General features: G+C 70.5%; 15 protein-coding genes and 1 pseudogene. 7 read left to right on the forward strand and 9 right to left on the reverse strand.

The window, feature by feature from the left end; translation table 11 throughout:
* The first annotated feature begins 1,018 nt into the window (after nt 1–1,018).
* Nucleotides 1,019–1,363 (forward strand): DUF6247 family protein, encoded by a 345-nt coding sequence (locus tag HHX31_RS17120; RefSeq protein ID WP_169949303.1) that lies wholly within the window; start codon nt 1,019–1,021, stop codon nt 1,361–1,363.
* A 513-nt stretch (nt 1,364–1,876) separates the two neighbouring features.
* Here HHX31_RS17120 and HHX31_RS17125 read toward each other — a convergent pair.
* The 4 genes and pseudogenes from HHX31_RS17125 to HHX31_RS17140 form a co-directional block, all read right to left on the reverse strand.
* Nucleotides 1,877–2,530 (reverse strand): flavin reductase family protein, encoded by a 654-nt coding sequence (locus HHX31_RS17125; RefSeq protein ID WP_169949304.1) that lies wholly within the window; start codon nt 2,528–2,530, stop codon nt 1,877–1,879.
* Nucleotides 2,527–3,750, reverse strand: a complete 1,224-nt coding sequence (locus HHX31_RS17130) for a styrene monooxygenase/indole monooxygenase family protein (RefSeq protein WP_169949305.1) — start codon at nt 3,748–3,750, stop codon at nt 2,527–2,529. The genes HHX31_RS17125 and HHX31_RS17130 overlap by 4 nt, the downstream gene beginning before the upstream one ends.
* Nucleotides 3,751–3,861: 111 nt before the next feature.
* Nucleotides 3,862–4,836 (reverse strand): AraC family transcriptional regulator, encoded by a 975-nt coding sequence (locus tag HHX31_RS17135; RefSeq protein ID WP_169949306.1) that lies wholly within the window; start codon nt 4,834–4,836, stop codon nt 3,862–3,864.
* Nucleotides 4,837–5,374: 538 nt separating this feature from the next.
* A pseudogene (locus HHX31_RS17140) lies at nt 5,375–5,677 on the reverse strand (PEP-utilizing enzyme); the annotation flags it as partial.
* A gap of 181 nt (nt 5,678–5,858) precedes the next feature.
* Between HHX31_RS17140 and HHX31_RS17145 the strand changes: the two are divergent.
* Complete coding sequence (locus HHX31_RS17145) at nt 5,859–7,097, forward strand: NAD(P)/FAD-dependent oxidoreductase (RefSeq protein WP_169949307.1); 1,239 nt, start codon at nt 5,859–5,861, stop codon at nt 7,095–7,097.
* 38 nt (nt 7,098–7,135) lie between these two features.
* The gene (locus HHX31_RS17150; protein ID WP_169949308.1) at nt 7,136–7,534 is read left to right on the forward strand and encodes a RidA family protein; all 399 of its coding nucleotides are present in this window, start codon (nt 7,136–7,138) and stop codon (nt 7,532–7,534) included.
* Nucleotides 7,535–7,561: 27 nt separating this feature from the next.
* Here the strand turns inward: HHX31_RS17150 and rph are convergent, their stop codons facing one another.
* Together rph and HHX31_RS17160 are read right to left on the reverse strand one after the other, a co-directional pair.
* Nucleotides 7,562–10,156: a rifamycin-inactivating phosphotransferase gene (gene rph, locus HHX31_RS17155; protein ID WP_169949309.1), complete on the reverse strand. Its 2,595-nt coding sequence runs from the start codon at nt 10,154–10,156 to the stop codon at nt 7,562–7,564.
* A gap of 154 nt (nt 10,157–10,310) precedes the next feature.
* A complete protein-coding gene (locus tag HHX31_RS17160) occupies nt 10,311–11,267 on the reverse strand; it encodes a TIGR03885 family FMN-dependent LLM class oxidoreductase (RefSeq protein ID WP_169949310.1) in 957 nt (318 codons plus the stop codon).
* A 146-nt stretch (nt 11,268–11,413) separates the two neighbouring features.
* Between HHX31_RS17160 and HHX31_RS17165 the strand changes: the two genes are divergently transcribed.
* Nucleotides 11,414–11,968 carry an ester cyclase gene (locus HHX31_RS17165; RefSeq protein WP_211589853.1) on the forward strand — a complete coding sequence of 185 codons (555 nt, stop codon included), beginning with the start codon at nt 11,414–11,416 and terminating at the stop codon, nt 11,966–11,968.
* A 64-nt stretch (nt 11,969–12,032) separates the two neighbouring features.
* Here the strand turns inward: HHX31_RS17165 and pntB are convergent, their stop codons facing one another.
* Both pntB and HHX31_RS17175 read right to left on the reverse strand, forming a co-directional pair.
* Complete coding sequence (gene pntB / locus HHX31_RS17170) at nt 12,033–13,451, reverse strand: Re/Si-specific NAD(P)(+) transhydrogenase subunit beta (protein WP_169949312.1); 1,419 nt, start codon at nt 13,449–13,451, stop codon at nt 12,033–12,035.
* Between the two features lie 2 nt (nt 13,452–13,453).
* Nucleotides 13,454–15,010, reverse strand: a complete 1,557-nt coding sequence (locus HHX31_RS17175) for a Re/Si-specific NAD(P)(+) transhydrogenase subunit alpha (RefSeq protein WP_169949313.1) — start codon at nt 15,008–15,010, stop codon at nt 13,454–13,456.
* 568 nt (nt 15,011–15,578) lie between these two features.
* On the opposite strand from HHX31_RS17175, the gene HHX31_RS17180 reads away from it, so the two are divergent.
* The 3 genes from HHX31_RS17180 (at nt 15,579) to HHX31_RS17190 (ending at nt 18,255) form a co-directional block, all read left to right on the forward strand.
* Complete coding sequence (locus HHX31_RS17180) at nt 15,579–16,802, forward strand: mannosyltransferase family protein (protein WP_311931878.1); 1,224 nt, start codon at nt 15,579–15,581, stop codon at nt 16,800–16,802.
* A 61-nt stretch (nt 16,803–16,863) separates the two neighbouring features.
* Nucleotides 16,864–17,592, forward strand: a complete 729-nt coding sequence (locus tag HHX31_RS17185; protein WP_169949314.1) for a methyltransferase domain-containing protein — start codon at nt 16,864–16,866, stop codon at nt 17,590–17,592.
* Nucleotides 17,593–17,643: 51 nt separating this feature from the next.
* Nucleotides 17,644–18,255, forward strand: a complete 612-nt coding sequence (locus tag HHX31_RS17190) for an FMN-binding negative transcriptional regulator (protein WP_169949315.1) — start codon at nt 17,644–17,646, stop codon at nt 18,253–18,255.
* Nucleotides 18,256–18,268: 13 nt separating this feature from the next.
* On the opposite strand, the gene HHX31_RS17195 is transcribed toward HHX31_RS17190, so the two are convergent.
* Nucleotides 18,269–19,243, reverse strand: a complete 975-nt coding sequence (locus tag HHX31_RS17195; RefSeq protein WP_169949316.1) for an aldo/keto reductase — start codon at nt 19,241–19,243, stop codon at nt 18,269–18,271.
* Nucleotides 19,244–19,247: the final 4 nt, after the last annotated feature.

The following is a 19,247-nucleotide window of genomic DNA, read 5'->3' on the forward strand; positions in this document are numbered from 1 at the left end:
CACGGTTCGGCAGCCCACCATCCCCGCCGCCTCTCCCAACAACCGCCTGGATCAACCCACCAACCCCACAAGCGCTCATAGCGTCCAAGTAGCAGGACACTGTCTCAGAAACCTTGACAGGTACCGTTGGCTCCCCTCGGTCAATCGCTTCCGAGGGATGGAACGTTGCAAGATACTTCTGGTTCGGGCTTTCGAGCTGCCTCCGACTCCTGCCACTGTGGGAACCGTGCATCATGGACGGAGGGTGACCCCTGTTGCTGACAACATCCCAGCCCATGGATCTGCGACAGATCGAGAGCGCAGAGGCGCGTTCGGCTGATCCCAGACGCCTATGAGTGACTATCTGGGTGACAATCGCGGTGGACGAGGCCGGACGTCGGTGGACCACGGTGGACTGTACGCCCAGGTCAAGGCGGGTGCCGGTGTTGGTCCCGCCCCTTCCTGGGTTGACTTACAAGCGAGGGGTCACTGGTTCGAACCCAGTACCGCCCACCAGCCAAACAAGCCCCGTAGCGATCACGCCACGGGGCTTCGTGCGATCGACGTGCCATTGCTTTGGGTTCTGACCCGTCTGATCTCGCCGCCACGGCTTCCTCTCGACACCGTAATTATGGTCGGCGTCCCTTAGTGACAACAGACTGGGAGCGTGGGTGTCATCCGCGAGGAAGTACAGCACCGGAGGAATTAGTTGCCGTCCGCTACGGAGCAGGTTCGAGAGCGGCTGACCGAGTCCGCCCCGGCGGAGCGTGACCTTCCGTTCTTCGCGTCGTTCGAGGCGGAGCCGGACCTCGCCGAGAGGCATTAAGAGATCCTGCGCTCGGAGGTGGGCGCTGGCACAGTCACTGCGACATTGATCTTCATTTCGATCTCGCCAGGCAGTGAGGCCGCTGCTCGTGCCGCCCTACAAGCGGTCGGGGAGCCACGTCCTGGAGCCGCGCCTCCGCCCGCGGGCCGAATCACCTCCTCCGGTCCTGTGTTTGCCTGGGCCGCATCAAGTGCCTATACGTACGCTGACGGCATGAGCGCGCAACCGCAGGAGTTCAACGCCGAGGGCCCTCTCCCGGAGAAGAATCTGCGTGCCATCCGTAGGGCGTTGGTCGTGCCTCAGGACCGGGATGGGTTCGACGCGGGTCTTGACGTCGTCCTGGCTGAGGTTCGCGCCAGTTTGGACCTCGGTCGGTTGAGCGAGTTCATCCACACCTGGTGGCTGATCGCGTGCGACTCCGTCAAAGATCCGCAGGGCCGCGGAGACGTCTACGAGCGGGCTGCCCACGTCCAGGAACTGGCCGAAGCCGGCCAACCGATCCCTCGGAGCGGCAAGACGTGGCGCCAACTGCTGGCGGAGCGCGGGGTCGAGCGGTAGGTGCACTCGATTGTCGAACCCGATCCTGTCGCTCAAGAACAGATCGCGGCCCTGCCGGACGATGCCTTGCGCTATCTCGCGGCGGCGGCCTCGGAGGGCACCTGCGGCCAGCATGTCCGTACCCGCGCCGGCGAGTGCGCTCGCGAGTGACCGGACGGGGATCCGATCGGCGAGGTGGGCGACGCGGACCCTGCGGATCTCCCGCCTGCGGGCCCGTGTCATAGCGGCGCGGGGCGGCCAGGACGAGTGACCCGGTCAGTCGTGTGCCGGCACGTTCGAGCAGTAGGGCGCGGACCTCGGCGGCGGCCAGGTCGTAGTCGGTTCCGAGTTCGAGCGCAGCCTCGGCGGTCAGCGACCTGAACGCCGGCATTACACACCCCAGAGAGTCCCTATGTGCGGAGGCTCCGCGACCGGAGGCGGCAGGAAGCGCTCCAGCGGGTGCCCTGCCGCCTCGGCCTGATCGACCATCCAGGCCCGCCGCTCCGGCCCGAGCCCGGCCATCCAGGTATCGCCTCACAACGGGTCATCGAAGCCAACGGCGGACGGTTGCTCGACGTCACCGAGCAGAAGCGTCTCTACTGGGTCCCGACCACGAGGTCCTGATCCTTGCCGCCTGCTGACGTCGCGGCGCCCCGGCCCCCGAAGGCCGTGGTGCCGGGCTTCCGGGAGGCGGAAGGGGCCCGTTCGCTCCTCACCATCCCGAAAGGAGGCGAACTCGCGGTAGCGGCCGCAGTGGAAGAGCAGCGGCTCCCCTCCTGACCGCTGGTGGTGCTCCACCTCGCCGACGAAGATGTGGTGGTCGCCGCCGGCGTGGACGGTCACCGTACGGCAGGAGAAGGTGGCCAGGGTTCCGGCGAGCATGGGCAGCCCCGTGGGGGTCGCGAGCACGTCCACGCCGGCGAACTTGTCCGGCGCCGGCGTCGCGAACCGCCGCGACAGTTCGTCCTGGCCGGCGGCCAGGATGTTGACCGCGAAACGTCCCGCGCGCAGGAAGACGGGCGCGCTGGGAGCGCGCTCCGACAGGCACCACAGCACCAGCGGCGGATCGAGCGAGACCGAGCTGAAGGAGTTCACTGTCACCCCTGCCCGCTCCCCGCTCGCGGTCGCGGTGGTGACCACCGCGACCCCGGTGGCGAACTGCCCCAACGCGTCGCGCAGCGATCTCATGACGCGGCCCGGTCGAGGTAGGCCTGTGCCTTGTCGGCGTCCATGAACCACTCGGCGTAGTCGGTGGGGTCGTCGAAGCCGTTGACGAAGCGGGAGGCGATCTCCGGCACCTGGCCGGCGGCGCCCAGGAGCGCCAGGTGGTGTGGTTCGGCCGGGGCCAGCAGCGCGTTGGTCCAGCGGGTGACGTGCTGGGCCTGCGCCCAGAAGCGATCGAAGGTCTGCCGCATCCAGGCCGCGTCGAACGGCTGCTCGCCGCGCTCCAGGATGGCCTGGAGGTAGGTGGCGGCGCACTTGGCGGCGTTGTTGCTGCCCTGCCCGGTGATCGGGTCGTTGAGCACCACCACGTCGGCGACCCCGAGCACCGGCGCGCCCGACGGCAGGATGGCGACCGGGTGGCGCACGGTGGGGCTGAAGCGTCCGGTCAGCACCCCGTTGGCGTCGGTGAGTTCGATGCCGGAGCAGCGTTCCGCCTCCCAGGGGAAGAAGCTCTCCAGAATCCGGCGGCTGCGCGCCAGGTGCTCGGCGGGGCCGCGCACATCGCCCCAGCAGTCCATCGGCCCGCCCGGTACACCCTCGAACACCATGATCTCGCACGGGCCGCTGTGCGTCAGAGCGGGGAAGACGAAGTACTCGCCGACGCCGGGCAGCAGGTTGAAGCAGACCGCGGAATACTCGGGCCGGGGGGCGAGACCGTTGACGTAGGTGAGCGCCAGTGCCCGCTGCGGGGTGCTGTACGGCGAGCGCGCCGCGTCCCGCTCGAACAGCGAGGAGATCGCTCCCTTCCCCGCGGCGACCAGAACCAGGTCGTACTGGGCCGCGTAGGTCTCCAGATCCTCCGGACCGGCGTCGTGGATGACGAGCTTGCCGCCAAGCCGTTCGACCTCGTCCAGCCAGGCCGGCATCTTCACCCGCTGGTCGACCGATAGGGCGGGAGTCCTCAGCCGGGCCGCCCAGCCGAGAGCCTTGCCGCCCGCGGGGCTCGGGACGGATAACTCGATGCCCTCGATGGGCGGGCAGGCGTCCGCCCACCAGTCCAGGCCGAGCGTGTGCTCGTGCGCCCGGGCGGTGCCGAACATGCACTGGCCCGACATCACCCGGCCGTCGCGAATCGAGTCGGGGGTGCGGTTGGAGACCACTGTGACGTCGTAGCCGTTCTGCAGCAGGCCGATGGCCAGGTGCAGGCCCGCCTGACCGGCACCGACGACGAGGACTCTGCGCATGAGAGTGTTTCCTTTCGCTGGAAGTTGAGCTTCAGCAGGAAATTACGGCCGGCGCGGCCCGGTGATCCATCCGCTCAGCGCGGGTTCCGTCCATCTGGCGCGGGATTCGCCTCAGCCGCGTCTGAGGGTCTCCGACGGGTGCCGGCCGTACTTCTGGCGATAGAGCGCGGCGAACCGGCCCTGGTGGAGGAAGCCCCAGCGGGCGGCGACGTTCGTGACGGTGTGGCGGGCCGGATCCCCGGCGGCGAGCTCCTCGTGCACCTTGGTCAGCCGTACCTCCCTGAGCTGCGCCATCGGCGTGCGGCCCACGTGGACGCGGAAGCCCTCCTGGAGCGAGCGGCCGCTGACCGCCACGGCCCGTGCGACGTCCTCGGTGGTGATCGGAAGGTGGGCGTGCTGCTCGATGAACTCCAACGCCCGGCGCACCACCTTGGGCAGCACGGGGGGCCGAGGCGCCGTCAGCCGTTCCCGGTAGTTGGAGGGCTGCATCGTGAGCAGGGAGGTGAGCAGCGCGTTCTCCAGGTGGGCGATGGCCAGCGGCTGCGCGGTGAGCCCGTCGTCGTGCTCGGCCTCGCGGACGATCAGGTCGGCCATCGCCCGCCAGGCGCGCGTCCACCCCGCGGCCAGATCCACGCCCAGGTCGAAGACGACCGGCCGGTCGAGCGGCTCGCCGAGCATCTGCTCCAGCGAGCGCTCGACCGCCGTGCGCTCGAACTTGACGATCAGCTTGGGGGTGCCCGCCGCCCATCGCATGTCGAGATGCTGCGTCGGCGAGGCAAGGCTCGCCGTCGCGGAAGTCGAGACGACCTCCTGGCTCCCGCTGCGGATCAGGCTGCGCCCGGCTAGCGGGATCATCACCAGGAAGAAGGTGCCGAGGTCGCCGGGTTCGATGCGGACGTCGGCCCCGTAGTCGAGGTAGCTGATCCGGACCGAGCCGAGCCGGACGGAGTTGAACCGCGCCGACAGCAGGGACGCCGCGCCGGTCAGGTCCAGCCGATGCGGGCAGAAGATCCTCGACACCTCGTCACGGACCTCGTCGAGATCGGTGCTGGCGAAGACGGGTCTGTTGCCGAGCAGCACTTCCATCGATCTCCCCCACTCCGACGACCTGTCAATCGGATAATCGCGTGAGGCTTCTCGGCGTTCCACTGGAAAGCACGCGTTTCCGCGAGAATGTTTCCATCGAAACCTGGCGGCGTACGTTTTCGTGCGCGGTTTTCCGCGGGCGGTGACGGCGGCGCTCCAGTATCGGTTCTGGCCCAGATTCCGGGTGTTGATCCGCTTTGCGGCGAGGAGAACGCTTTTGCGTGTGAGGTCGGGATTGGCCTGGTCATATCTGCCGCTGGGGCATCGTGTCGCGCGCAGGCGGCAACGGCCGCCCTGCATCGAAACGTCATCGGCCCCGGTGGTCGCGGGGGCAGAAGGACGTCGACCGCGCTCACGCATCCGAGCCTGTGAAAAGGCGCCATCATGGCCCTGAAATCGTGAAAGCCGCTGCCGGCGCTCCGCCGCCCCCGACGTCTACCGCCATCCCGCACGCCGTTTCGTCCCGCGAGCCGGGGAGACGACCGCTGCCGGCGATGAAAAGGACTCCACCCTGGAGTCCGGGGTCTGTCGCGACGGCTCAGCCGAGGATCTCGACGTACCCGTCGGTTCCGTGCACGCGGATCCGTTGCCCGTCCTTGATCAACCGGGTGGCCTGCTCCACCCCTACGACGGCCGGCGGGCCGTACTCCCGTGCGATCACCGCTCCGTGGGTCATGAGGCCGCCCACTTCCGTCACCAGCCCGGCGACGGTGACGAACAGGGGAGTCCAGCTGGGGTCGGTGTAGGCCGTGACCAGGATGTCGCCCGCCTCGAGGTCGGCCCGCGCCATGTCGGTGACGACGCGGGCACGGCCCTCGACGGTCCCGGCCGAGACGGGCAGTGGAACGGAACCCGCTCGTCACACCGGACGATGCGGCGTGGCGCACCAGATACAGGAAGCGGCCCTCGGCCAGGGCGGAACGTGCCCGGCGATTCGGTGATCCAGATCACACGTGGTCCCTGTCAGGGATCGCGCGTCTGTCCGGTTCAGGAGGTGAAAAGCAACCAGGTAGGAGCGAACCATGAAGCACCGCATCGTCGTTCTTGGCGCCGGGTACGCCGGAGCCAACACCGCCGGTCGCCTGGCCAAGCGGCTGCACCGCGACGACGTCGAGATCACTCTGGTCAACGGCGATCCGGAGTTCGTCGAGCGGATCCGTATGCACCAGGTCGCCAGCGGACAGGATCTGCGGCCTCGCCCACTTCGCGACATCTTCGCGGGCACCGGCGTACAGGTCAGGACCGCGCGGGTCACCGCTGTCGACGTGGAAGGCAAGACCGTCGATGTCGGCGGTGAGACTCTCGCCTACGACACCCTCGTGTATGCCCTGGGCAGCGTCATCGCCGACCACGGCGTGCCTGGCGTCGCGGAGCACGCCTACGACGTGGCCGGCAAGGAGGCTGCTCTCCGGCTGCGGGCGCGCCTGAGCGAGGTGGGGCCCGGCGGGACCGTGCTGATCGTGGGCGGTGGCCTGACCGGCATCGAGACGGCCACGGAGATCGCCGAAGCTCGCCCGGACCTCGATGTCGCGATCGCCGCCCGCGACCGCGTCGGCGGCTGGCTCAGCGACAAGGCCCAGCGTCACTTGCGCGGCGCCTTGGACCGGCTCGGCATCACGGTCCACGACCACGCCGACATCACGGGCGTCGAGGCGAACGGCGTCGTCACCGGTTCAGGCGGCAAGATCCGGGCCGAGGTGACCGTGTGGACGGCGGGTTTCACCGTGCACCCGATCGCGGCCGCCACCACCCTCAAGGTGTCCGACACGGGCCGGATCATCGTCGACGCCGGCATGCGATCGGTCTCGCACCCCGATGTGTACGCCGTCGGCGACGCCGCGCTCGCCGAAGGGGCGGGTGGCAAGCCGCTGCGGATGTCCTGCGCGTCGGCGAACCCGATGGCGTGGCTGGCGGCCGACGTCATCGCCGCGCGCCTGACCGGTCGCAAGGTGCCCGAGACCACGCTCGGATACTCCTTCCAGTGCGTCAGCATCGGACGCCGTGACGGGATCGTCCAGCGCGTGACCCCCGACGACCAGGTCACGTCCTCCGTCTTCACAGGCCGGATCGCCGCCCGCATCAAGGAGATGATCTGCGCCGGCGCGGCCTGGAGCGTCTCCCACCCGACCATGCTGATGCCGAGCCGCCGCCGCCACCTGGCGGTCACCGGGCAGCGGAGACCCGGCCCTTCAAGCGGTCGTGACGAAGGGCGTCGCCGGGGCCGGCCCGGCGAAAACCAGATGACACGGCAGACCAGATGAAGCGATCATCGCTGGGTCATCTCAGCAAGGAGCACTTGGTGGTTCACCGCGTGATCGTCCCCGCCCTGTTTCCACCCCCGGCGTACGCGCACGCGGCCGTGATCGAAGCGGGCCAGCGCCTGGCGTTCATGGCCGGAGCCGTGCCACTGGACGGGGACGGCGACCTCGTGGGAGCCGGCGATCCGATCGCCCAAACCCGGCAGGTCCTCACCAACCTGCAGACCGCCTTGAACGCGATCGGCAGCGACCTGGGCAACGTGCTCTCCAGCACGGTGTACGTCGTCGGGAGTTCGCAGGAGGACCTCGGCCGGGTGTGGGCGGTCGTGCGCGAATCCGAGCTTGCCGCGGGCCCGCACACCTCGACCCTGCTGGGCGTCTCCTGCCTCGGATACACGGGCCAGCTCGTGGAGATCACAGCGGTCGCTTTCGTGCCCTGATTCGCACTGCGACCCTGTCGCGACGGCTCAGCCGAGGATCTCGACGTACCCGTCGGTGCCGTGCACGCGGATCCGTTGCCCGTCCTTGATCAATCGGGTGGCCTGCTCCACCCCTACGACGGCCGGCAGGCCGTACTCCCGTGCGATCACCGCTCCGTGGGTCATGAGGCCGCCTACTTCCGTCACCAGCCCGGCGACGGTGACGAACAGGGGGGTCCAGCTGGGGTCGGTGTAGGCCGTGACCAGGATGTCGCCCGCCTCGAGGTCGGCCCGCGCCATGTCGGTGACGACGCGGGCACGGCCCTCGACGGTCCCGGCCGAGACGGGAAGGCCGATCAGCGCGCCGGGCGGGACGTCGTCACGCCGGTATCGGCCGGTGATGGCCTCGCCGTCCGAGGTGAGGATCCGGGGCGGCGTGAGCGTCTCGTACGACCGGAACTCCTCCCGCCTTCTCAGGATGAGTTCGGCGTCCACATCGTGGGTGCGCACGACTTCGCGCAACTCCTCGAGCCGGAGGAAGAAGATGTCGTCCTTTTCGCGCAGGATACCGGCCCGGACGAGGCGATCGGCTTCCCGCAGCAACGCCTGCTTGTAGGCGAAGTAGCGGCTGACCATGCCGTACTTGGGATATTCGCGGTATCCGGCGAAGGTGCGGACGCGGTCGATCGCCCGTTTGGTCTCCTCGGCCTTCCGCTCCCCGTCGGGCAGGGCGCGCAGGCGCGTCAGCACTTCCTGCTCCTTCCGCCGCGCCTCGCGCAGTCCCTGTTCGTAGCGGCGTTCGCCCGCGCCGGGCTCGAAGTTCCTGACGTTGCCGAGGATGGCGGGAACGAGCGTGGCGGGCCGCTCGCTCCAGCGCGTCCTGGTGATGTCGATCTCGCCCGCGCAGCGCATGCCGTACTTGCCGAGGTAGTCCCTGATGGCGTCACGCGCCTGCGGCCCGCCGGGCAGGCGGGCCAGTTCGTCCAGGAACCCGTCGCCGTCCCGGCCTTCGTCCGCGACGCGCTGCAGGAACGCCACGACGTCCGCGTACGGCCGGATCGTGTCCGCGACGTCGAGGAGCGCCAGCCCCATCTCCGAGGTGACGTTGTCGGGCACGGACTGCGTGAGCACGTCGGCAGCGTTCTTCTCGCCCAGCCACTCCTCGATGTGGTCGTTGAGCCACCAGGACGCCTCCATCGCCGCCATGATCACCTGCATGCCGCGCGGATCGAACAGGAGGCGCTTCAGCTCCGTGATGTCGGCCAGGACGAAGTCGAGCAGTGCCGGTCCTGACAGGTCCTGGATCTCGCGCCGCAGGGTCGCGACCGATGCCTGGTTGCGCTGGATCAGCTCGGTGACGACAGCCGGATCGGTCTCGATCGGGGCGGGGGAGCCGCCGCCGGGCGCGGGCCCGGAGGCTTCGTCCGGAAGCGTACGGATGAAGTCGCCGCGGTCGAGGATGCTACGCAGCGCGTCCCGGATCAGCGGGTCGGACCTTCCCAGGGTGTCGAGGATGCGCGTGCGGCCCGCGGCCGTCGCCAGGACGGGGGCGACGTCGACGAACAGCCGTCCGCCCGCCTCGTGCATCGGCTGGGGGGTCGTCAGCTGCCACAGGGACAGTCCCAGCGGCTTCATCGCGTCGGTCATCATCTGCTGGTGACCGACGGAGACGTAGACGTGGTTGTCCTGGTCGTCGGTCACGGGGATGGGGAACAGCGTGGTGATCGGCCGGCTCTGGACGATGTGGAAGTCGTCGCCGGTCAGGCACCATTCGATGTCCTGGGGCCGGCCGAAGTGCGCTTCGATCCGCCGGCCCAGCCGCACCAGCCGTACGACCTGCGCGTCCGTCAGGGCCGGCCGCTTCTGCCGCTCAGGCTCGACCGCTACCTCCTCGGTGCCGCCGCCCGCCGCCGCCCGGACGAGCCGCGGCTTGGCGGCGACCGCTGTGGTCACGACCTGGTCGTCGCGCACCGTGTGGACGTCCGCGGCGACCAGGCCGGAGACCAGCGCCTCGCCGAGCCCCCATCCGGCCTCCACAGTGGCGATCTTCCGGTTCGAGGTCACGGGGTCCGCGGTGAACAGGACCCCGGCCGCGTCCGGGAACACCATCCGCTGGACGACCACGGCCATCCGCACCTTCCGGTGGTCGAAGCCGTTCCTGCGCCGGTAGGTCACCGCCCGCTCGGTGAACAGCGAGGCCCAGCACCGTCGTACGTGCCGGAGGATCTCCGTGAGGCCGACGATGTTCAGGTACGAGTCCTGCTGGCCGGCGAAGGACGCGCCGGGCAGGTCCTCGGCCGTCGCGCTCGAACGCACCGCGTAGGAGGCGTGGTCGCCGAGCCGGGCGAGCGATTCGCCGATCTCCGCGGCCAGGTCGCCGGGAATCTCCACCGCTTCGATCGCGCGCCGGATATCCGCGCTCAGGGTGCGAATCGTCGCGTTGTCGTCCGGTTCCACACGCGACAGCGCGTCGATCCGAGCGCCGACGGACGGCGCCTCGGCCACCACTCGCTGGAAGGCGTCCGTCGTGACGCAGAACCCGTCCGGCACGCGGACGCCGTCGATTCCGGAGAGCTCACCCAGGTGCGCTCCCTTTCCGCCGACGTCCGCGACGTTCGTCCCGTCGATTTCCCCGAAACCCATCACGTAGCGCAATTCCCTTGCTCCCTCGTTCCTGGGGGTCGCTTCGCAACGGGCAAGTATGCGGCAATATCCGGCGCCTCATGAGGCGCGCGGATCTGCTATAAAGTGAAACTGGCGGGGTGATCGCGGGCGTTATCGAAGCCCGGTTTTCCGGCTAGTGCAGGCGGGGCAGGACCTTGGCGCCGAAGGTCTCGACGAACGGCAGCAGGTCCTGGCCGACGTGGTGCAGGTAGACGCGGTCGAATCCCAGATCCGCGTACCCGCGCAGCCATTCGACGTGCCGGTCGAGGTCGGAGGAGACGTTGACCACGGAACGCACCTGTTCCACGGTCACGTGCTCGGAGACGACGTCGAAGTGCTCCACCAGTTCGAGATCCCAGCTGACCGGCGGGCCGAAGACGTTGCTGCGCCACTGGTCGTGGGCGACGGCCTCCGCCTCGTCCTCGGTCGGCGCCCAGCTCAGGTGGACCTGCAGGCAGACCGGGCCGCGTCCGCCCGCGTCCCGGTACGCCGCGATCATCTGGCGCAGGTGGTCCTCGGGGGCGTTGACGGTGATCATGCCGTCCGCCCACTCCGCGCACCGGGCGGCCGTACCGGTGCTCACCGCCGCGCCGATCAGCGGGGGCCGCGTCCGCGGGCGGGTCCAGAGCCGGGCGCGGTCCACGGTGACCAGGCCGTCATGGGTGACGTCCTCGCCGTCGAGCAGGTCGCGGATGACGTCGACGCACTCGCGCAGGCGGGCGTCGCGGACCTCCTTGCGCGGCCACGGTTCACCGGTGATGTGCTCGTTGCTGTACTCGCCGCTGCCCAGCGCGGCCCAGAACCGGCCGGGGAACATCGCGCCGAGCGTGCCGATCGCCTGGGCGATGATCGCCGGGTGGTAGCGCTGTCCCGGCGCGGTCACGACGCCGAACGTGAGCCCGGTGGCCTGAAGGGCGGCGCCGAGCCAGGACCAGGCGAAGGCGGACTGTCCCTGCCGCTCGCTCCATGGCGAGAAGTGGTCGGAGCACATGGCGCTCGCGAAGCCGGCCCTCTCGGCGGCGACCATCGCGGTGAGGAGATCGGCGGGCGGGATCTGCTCGTGGGAGGCGTGGATTCCATACTCCGTCATGCGTGAGGCGGCTACCCAGCAGAGGCGTCGCCAACCCGGTGTCCGCGTTTTACCGGGGCGATGCGCAACCCAGGAATAACCGAAACGGCACAAGACTCGCGCGCGCGTAGATTGGGAAGCCGAGACTCGACGGACAAAGGGTGCCAATGTCCACTTTCTGGGATCTCAAGCACCGGCTGGCCGAGGCGATCAACGCGCACGACATGGCGGGAATCCTGTCGTGCTACCGCCCCGACGCCGTGTACGTCGCGCCGTCGGGCCTGGCGGAAGGACACGACCAGATCGCCTGGTTGTACGAGCAGATCCTCCGGGGGTTCCCCGACTTCCACGTGACGGCCTGGTTCGAGCTCGGCGACTGTGACAATCCCGCCGTCACGGAGTGGACCTACACCGGCACGCACACCGGGCCGTTCCTGCTGCCTGACGGGCGTGAGATCGCGGGGACGGGCCGCCACATCACTCTCCGCGCCACCTGCTCGACCTTCGTCGAGGACGGCGGGATCGCCACCCACCGTGAGTACTTCGACCAGCTGGAGCTGTACAGCCAGCTCGGCTTCGGGCTGGCGCGGCTGGAGGACGGCCCGGCGGCGGACGCGGGGGGCACGGCGGAGGAACATCCGGCTGTGCCGTGCCCCCGGCCCCAGGCCCGGCCGGGTCCGGCCCGTGGCCGGAAGGCGCACCGGATCTTCGGCCGAGGCTGAGCGCGCACCGGCCGGGAGGCGTCGTCCTCCCGGCCCGGCGTCGGCGGTGATTCCCCTACAGGGGTCAGAGGGCGGCCACGATGTCCTCGACCCGTTGCCTCGCGTCGCCGAAGAGCATGCCGGTGTTGTGCCGGAAGAACAGGGGGTTCTGCACTCCGGCGTACCCCGTGGCCATCGACCGTTTGAAGACGACGACGTTGTCCGCCTCCCACACGCGCAGGACGGGCATCCCGGCGATGGGGCTGTCCGGGTCCTCGACGGCCGCGGGATTGACGGTGTCGTTGGCGCCGATGACGAGGACGACGGACGTGGTGGCGAAGTCGTCGTTGATCTCGTCCATCTCGAGGACGATGTCGTACGGCACCTTGGCCTCGGCGAGCAGGACGTTCATGTGCCCCGGCAGGCGGCCGGCGACCGGGTGGATGCCGAACCGCACCTCGACGCCGCGCTCACGCAGCTTGCGCGTGAGGTCGGCGACCGGATACTGCGCCTGCGCGACCGCCATGCCGTACCCGGGGGTGATGACGACGGACTTGGCCTCCTTCAGCAGGCCGGCCGTGTCGATGGCGGTGATCTCCCTGTGCTCGCCGTAGTCGCGGTCGCCCGCGGGGCCCGCCTCGATGCCGAAGCCGCCGGCGATCACCGAGAGGAACGACCGGTTCATCGCCTGGCACATCACGTACGACAGGTAGGCGCCGGACGAGCCGACCAGGGCGCCGGTGACGATCAGCAGGTTGTTGTCCAGCAGGAACCCGGACGCCGCGGCCGCCCAGCCCGAGTAGCTGTTCAGCATCGAGACGACGACGGGCATGTCCCCGCCGCCGATGGAGGCGACCAGGTGCCAGCCGAGCAGCAGCGCCACGACCGTCAGCGCGACCAGGGTCCCGAGGCCGGGGGAGGCCACGAAGACCACGGTCAGGGCCGCGAACGCCGCGAGCGCGCCCAGGTTGAGGAGGTTCTTGCCCGGCAGCATCAGGGGCTTGGCGTCGATCCTGGCCGACAGCTTGAGGAACGCGACGACCGACCCGGTGAAGGTGAGCGCCCCGATGAACACGCCGATGGAGACCTCGGCGTGGTGGATACCGAGCAGCGTGCCGGCGACGCCGCCGCTCTCGGCTCCGCCCTCGGCTCCGCCGAGCTCGACCTGGAGGAAGCCGTTCCAGCCGACCAGGACAGCGGCGAGGCCGACGAAGCTGTGCAGTACGGCGATCAGTTCCGGCATGGCGGTCATCTCGACGATCCGGGCCCGCCAGAGCCCGACGGCGGCGCCGATCGCCATGGCGACCACGAGCAGCGTCACCGCGAGCGCTCCGCTGCCGTCGGCGGCGAGGACGACCGTCGCGGCGAGCGCGACGACCATGCCGGAGATGCCCAGGACGACGCCTGAGCGTGCGGTCTCGTGCTTGGACAGACCGGCGAGGCTCAGGATGAACAGGAGGGCGGCGACGATGTAGGCGGCCTGCGCGGCCGTGGTCAGGGTCACGGTCAGCTCCTCGTGAACATGCCGAGCATACGCCGGGTCACGGCGAAGCCACCGACGATGTTGATGCTCGCCAGCAGGATGGCCACGAACGACAGGACGGCGACGACCGCGCCGCCCTGCCCGATCTGGAGCAGCGCGCCGACGACGATGATCCCGGAGATGGCGTTCGTGATCGACATCAGCGGTGTGTGCAGCGCGTGGTGGACGTTGCCGATGACGTAGAAGCCGACCACGATCGACAGGACGAAGACGGTGAAGTGCTCCATCAGCGCGCTCGGCGAGAACGCGGTCAGGACGAACAGCACGGCGGCGACAGCGGCGGTGACCAGATGGCGCCTGCGGCCGGGCGGGGGCGGCGGTCCCCCCGCGGCGGGCGGCGCGGCCGCCCGTTCAGGGGCGGCGGCGGGAGCGGGGGCCGCGGTCACCGGCACGGGCGGCGGCGGCCAGGTCTTCTCGCCGTCGCGGACGACCGTCATCGCCCGTTGCACGACGTCGTCGAAGTCCAGCGTGAGCCGGCCGTCCTCGCCGGGGGTGAGCAGCTTCATCAGGTTGACGACGTTGGTGCCGTAGAGCTGCGAGGCCTGTGCCGGCAGCCGCCCCGCGAGGTCGGTGTAGCCGATGATCGTCACGCCGTTCGCGGTGACGACCACCTCCCCGGGGCGGGTCCCCTCGACGTTCCCGCCCTGCGCCGCCGCCATGTCGACGATGACGCTGCCCGGGCGCATCAGCGCCACGTGCTCGGACGTGAGCAGCCGGGGAGCCGGCCGCCCGGGGATCAGGGCGGTGGTGACGACGATGTCCACGTCGGCGGCCTGCTCGGCGTACATCTCGGCGGCGCGGCGGTCGTAGTCGAGCGAGGTCTGCCTGGCGTACCCGTCCGCGCTCGACTCCTGCGCCACGCCGACGTCGACGAACTCCGCGCCCAATGAGCGCACCTGCTCGGCGACCTCGGGACGGGGGTCGGTCGCCCGTACGACCGCGCCGAGGCTGGCCGCCGTGGCGATGGCCGCCAGACCGGCCACGCCGGCGCCCGCCACCAGGACCTTGGCCGGGGGGATCTTGCCCGCCGCCGTCACCTGACCGGTGAACAGCCGCCCGAACGCGTGCGCTGCCTCGATGACGGCCCGGTATCCGGCGATGTTCGCCATCGAGCTCAGCACGTCGAGCGACTGCGCGCGGGAGACGCGCGGCACGGCGTCCATCGCGAGCACGGTGATCGGCCGTCGCGCGAGCGCGTCCACCAGGCCGGGGTTGGCGGCCGGGCCGATCAGCGAGACGAGGGTGGCGCCGTCGCGCGGCGCCGCGATCTCGTCCGCCGCCGGCGCGTTGACCTTCAGCACGACATCGGCGCCCCACGCCTCCTCGCGGTCGCCGATCCGCGCTCCGGCCCGGGCGTACGCGTCGTCGGTGAACCCCGACCGCAGGCCGGCGCCGGATTCGACGACCACCTCGTAGCCGAGCGAGACCAGTTGCGGGACGGTGGCCGGGGTGGCCGCCACCCGTGTCTCGCCCGGCGCCGATTCGGCGACCACGCCCAGGCGTTGGGCTGAGTGACTCATCACGGTCCTTCCTGTCGGGCGGGTCGTCGGGTTGGCCGACCCTGCGGTGGCCGCCGTCCTCCGCTCACTCGTGGGTCGCGGTGGTCGGAACGGCGGCATGCCACGCGCCGCCGTCCGGACGGCGGTGAAAGGGGTGCGAATTGGTGCGCCTGGCGGGGAAATTGTCCCGACATCTCCGCGTAGGGATCAAGGCGTTCATCACTCGGTGACGCAATCGGCATTCGTGGAGCCTTCGTACTCGCCTCTCCGCACCACGGATCCTCACGCGTGAAGCGGCCGTACGGCTTTCTTCCCGTTCCGCGGGCCCTGCAACTTTCACGGGCGTGCCGGTCGCCGGGCATTCCGAATGCGGCGACTGACTGCGGCGACGCCGAGGTCACGGGCCGCCCGGGTGCGCGGCGCCGACGTCGCCTGGCGCGGGTCGCGGGTCCCTGCCATCATTCCGCTCGTGGGCGCCGATCGCCGCCCACCGGCCGGCTGATCATGCGGCGGTTCGGGGACTCCCCCTCTTTCGAGCGGAGGGGCGTACCGCGCGGCAGGGGCCTGAAGGCGCGAGGGGAGACGGCACGTGACGGCTGCCGCGCAGGAAGCCGAGCACCACCCGGAAAGCAGGGAGCCGGCCGGGCCGGACGCGGAGGCCTCCGGTCAGGCGAGCCCTCCTGCCGGCGAGGACGCCGCCGTACCGCTGTGGCGCCGCGCCACCGTCCGGGACGCGCTGCTGATATGGGTGGGCACGAGGGCCGGGATGATCCTCGCGGCGCTCTACGGCGCGCTGATCGTGTCCGGCCAGAACCGGGCCCCGCTGCTGGAGCGGTGGAAACACTGGGACGTCGGCCTGTTCCGCAAGATCGCGGAGTTCGGGTACGACGGCGATCCGAGTCAGGAGCCCGATCCCGGGCTGCCGGCGATCTTTCCCGGTATGCCGCTGGCGATGCGCCTGGTCCATCTGGTGGTCGACGACTGGATCCTGGCCGGCCTGATCATCTCCTTCGTGGCCGGTGCGGTGGCCATGGTGGCGCTGGCCCGCCTCGCCGACTTCGAGGGGCCCACGGGCGCGGGCCGCTGGGCCGTTCTCGCGCTGGTGCTGTGCCCGACCGCCGTCTTCCTGTTCGCCGGCTACTCAGAGGCGCTGTTCCTCGCCTTCGCGCTGCCCGCCTGGCTGGCCGCCCGCCGCCGGGCGTGGCCGCTGGCCTGCGCGCTGGCCGCCGGGGCGTCCTGCGTGCGGATCACCGGCCTGTTCCTGGCCGCCGCGCTGATCGTCGAGTTCGTCGTGAGCCGCACCCGCAGGGACGGCTGGGCGGGCTGGTGGCGGGGGGCCTGGCTGGCGCTGCCGTTCGCGCCGATCCTCGCATACGCCGCCTACCAGTACTCCCGTACGGGGGACTGGCTGGCCTGGAACAACGCGCAGCAGACCGGATGGGGCCGCGAGCTGGTCTGGCCCTGGCAGGCGTTCCGCACGACGTGGGACTCGACCGGCGGCGACGAGGGGTTCGCGCCGATGTTCCGTCTCGAGATCGCCGCGGTGATCGTCGGGGTGCTGCTGGTCGTCTGGCTGCTCCTCGCCCGCCGGTGGGCCGAACTCGTCTACGTCGGGCTGCAACTGGGCGCGCTGGCCACCTCCTCGTTCTACATGTCGATCCCCCGGTCGGTGCTGCTCTGGTGGCCGCTGTGGGTGCTCATCGGCAGGGCGGGCGCCCGGTACCGATCGGTGATCATCCTCTACGCGGCGGTGATCGGGCCGCTCATGGTGCCGATGATGATGTCCTTCCTCAACAGCTCCTGGACCGGCTGAACCGCCGCCCGGGAGACAAATGCGGATGCGGGTGCTTCATCCGGCTTGCCAGGATGGCGACGTGGATCGACAACAGCTCAGCGCCATCGCCCATCGTGATCACCCCATCGCCGCGCCCGTCTCGGCCGCCAATCTCGATCGGCTGCTGCGCCGCGCCGCGCTGCCGGAGGGAGCCCGCGTCCTCGACCTGGGATGCGGCGCGGGCGAGTGGTCGCTCCGGGCGCTCGAACTCGTCGCGTCCGCCCGCGCCGACGGCGTGGACATCTCGCCGCACGCCGTGGCGGCCGCGAACGAGGCGGCCGTCGGTCGAGGACTGGCCGACCGGCTGACGCTGCACACGATGCCCGCCGACGCCTTCACGCCCGCCGAGCCGTACGACCTGGCGCTGTGCGTGGGGTCGACGCACGCCTTCGGCGGGCTCGCGGAGACGATGGACATGCTCGCCCGGTTCGTACGGCCTGGCGGCCTCGCACTCGTGGGGGAGGGCTACTGGGAACGCACTCCCGCTCCCGAGATCGCCGAGGCCGTCGGCGAATATCCGGATCTCGCGGGCACGGTGGAGCGCGCCGAGTCCAAGGGGTGGCTGACCGTCTACGCCCACGTGAGCGACCTGGCGGAGTGGGACGAGTACGAGTGGTCGTGGACCGGCACGCTCGCGCGCTGGGCCGCGGACAACCCGGGCCCCGACGGCGAGCAGGCCCTCGCCGTGATGAGGGAGCATCGCGACCTGTGGCTCAACGGCTACCGGGGCGCCCTCGGCTTCGTCACCCTGCTTCTCCGGCGCCTGTGATCCCGGTGGCCCGCGCGGGACCGGCAGGCCGGGGTGTGGTTGAGTGAGGGCGTGCTCATCCACCCCTGGGACGCCGGCACGGACGAGGAGGCGCTGGCCTTCGTCCGGGCGAACGAGTTCGGCCACCTCATCGCCTCCGGGCGTGACCGCGACGTGCCGGTGGTCGTGCCGACGCAGTTCCTCCTCACCGACGCGTCCACGATCCTGCTGCACCTCGCCCGGCCGAACCCCGTCTGGCCGGCGATCGAGGAGAACCCCACCGTGGTCATGGCCGTGGCAGGCGACTGGGCGTACGTCGAGGGGGCGTGGAAGGCGCTGCCCGGCACCGGCGAGGAGCCCCGGCTCGGTGTCCCCACGACCTACTACGCGGCCGTCCAGCTGGTCTGTCACGCGGAGATCGTCGACGACCCCGACGGGAAGCTCGGCATCCTGCGGGCCCAGCTCGCGCGGCTGGACCACGATCTCGCCGACCCCGCCGAGCATCACCGGCGCCTGCCGGGCATCCGCGGCCTCCGGCTGACCGTCCAGAAGGTCAACGGCAAGTTCAAGTACGGCGGGAACGTGGACGAGGACCACCGCCGATACGTCGCGGAACGCCTCGCGGAGCGCGGCGGCCCCGGCGATCGCGCGGCCCGCGACCACATCCTGCGCCGGCTCGGGTGACGCAGACGGGCGATCAGTCCAGCCAGGCGGCGGGGGAGGGCAGGTGCCGGTCAAGCTCGTCCCACAGAGCCCGCGGGATCGGGAGGGTGGCGAGGCGCAGCGTCTCCTCGATCCGCTCGGGCTCCGAGACGCCGACGATGGTGGAGGCCACCCTGGGGTCGCGCAGCGAGAACTGCAGCGCGGCGGCGGCGAGTGGCACGCTGTGCTCGTCGCAGGCCCGTCGCATGGCGCGGACCGCCTCCCTGACCGGCTCGGCGGTGTCCCGGTAGGCGTAGCGCGGCTGGGCGTCGGGTCCCTTGACCAGCATCCCGCCGCCGTACGGCGCGCCGTTGACGAAGGCGACGCCGCGATCGCGGGCCTCGTCGAGCAGCGGATCGGCCTCGCGATTCACCAGCGTCCAGCGGTTGTGGCTGATCACGGCGTCGAACACATCGGTGGCGACGAAGTCGCGCAACAGGCCGATTGGGCCGCCCGCGACGCCGATGTGGCCGGCGACGCCGGCGTCCCGCAGCGCGACCAGCGCCTCCACGGCTCCGCCGGGGGCCATGGCCTCCTCGAACGTGATGTGGAACTCGGGGTCGTGCAGGTAGAGCAGCGGCACTCGATCGACGCCGAGCCGCTCCAGGCTCTCCTCCGCCGACCGGCGCACCCGATCTCCGGAGAAGTCGCCGGTGTCGGGGTCGGCGTCGACCTTGGTGGCAAGGACGAACCCGCCAGGGACGCCGCCGCGCTGCCGGACCACGGCGCCGATACGCCGCTCCGCGCTGCCGCCGCCGTAGTTGTTCGAGGTGTCGAGGAAGTTGAACGGCCCGTCGAACACGGCTTCCACGGTGGCCCGCGCGCGTTCCTCGCCGACCTCGTAGCCGTACAGTCCCGGCATGCTCGCCAGGGGGCTGGTGCCGACGCAGATCGGCGTCACCGCCAGGCCGGTGCGCCCGAACGGCCGGCGCAGCGCAGGGTCCGGGACCGTCAGACCGTCGCGGGGCATCGGG

It is taken from the genome of Microbispora sp. H11081 (assembly GCF_012999535.1).
Taxonomy (GTDB): domain Bacteria; phylum Actinomycetota; class Actinomycetes; order Streptosporangiales; family Streptosporangiaceae; genus Microbispora.

What these genes read in the sequence shown, in the direction of transcription:
- HHX31_RS17165 (WP_211589853.1), top strand. Translation starts at nt 11,414, where the DNA reads ATGTCCACTTTCTGGGATCTCAAGCACCGGCTGGCCGAGGCGATCAAC.
- HHX31_RS17175 (WP_169949313.1), bottom strand. Translation starts at nt 15,010, where the DNA reads ATGAGTCACTCAGCCCAACGCCTGGGCGTGGTCGCCGAATCGGCGCCG.
- HHX31_RS17120 (WP_169949303.1), top strand. Translation starts at nt 1,019, where the DNA reads ATGAGCGCGCAACCGCAGGAGTTCAACGCCGAGGGCCCTCTCCCGGAG.
- HHX31_RS17160 (WP_169949310.1), bottom strand. Translation starts at nt 11,267, where the DNA reads ATGACGGAGTATGGAATCCACGCCTCCCACGAGCAGATCCCGCCCGCC.
- HHX31_RS17135 (WP_169949306.1), bottom strand. Translation starts at nt 4,836, where the DNA reads ATGGAAGTGCTGCTCGGCAACAGACCCGTCTTCGCCAGCACCGATCTC.
- rph (WP_169949309.1), bottom strand. Translation starts at nt 10,156, where the DNA reads ATGGGTTTCGGGGAAATCGACGGGACGAACGTCGCGGACGTCGGCGGA.
- HHX31_RS17195 (WP_169949316.1), bottom strand. Translation starts at nt 19,243, where the DNA reads ATGCCCCGCGACGGTCTGACGGTCCCGGACCCTGCGCTGCGCCGGCCG.
- HHX31_RS17130 (WP_169949305.1), bottom strand. Translation starts at nt 3,750, where the DNA reads ATGCGCAGAGTCCTCGTCGTCGGTGCCGGTCAGGCGGGCCTGCACCTG.
- HHX31_RS17125 (WP_169949304.1), bottom strand. Translation starts at nt 2,530, where the DNA reads ATGAGATCGCTGCGCGACGCGTTGGGGCAGTTCGCCACCGGGGTCGCG.
- HHX31_RS17145 (WP_169949307.1), top strand. Translation starts at nt 5,859, where the DNA reads ATGAAGCACCGCATCGTCGTTCTTGGCGCCGGGTACGCCGGAGCCAAC.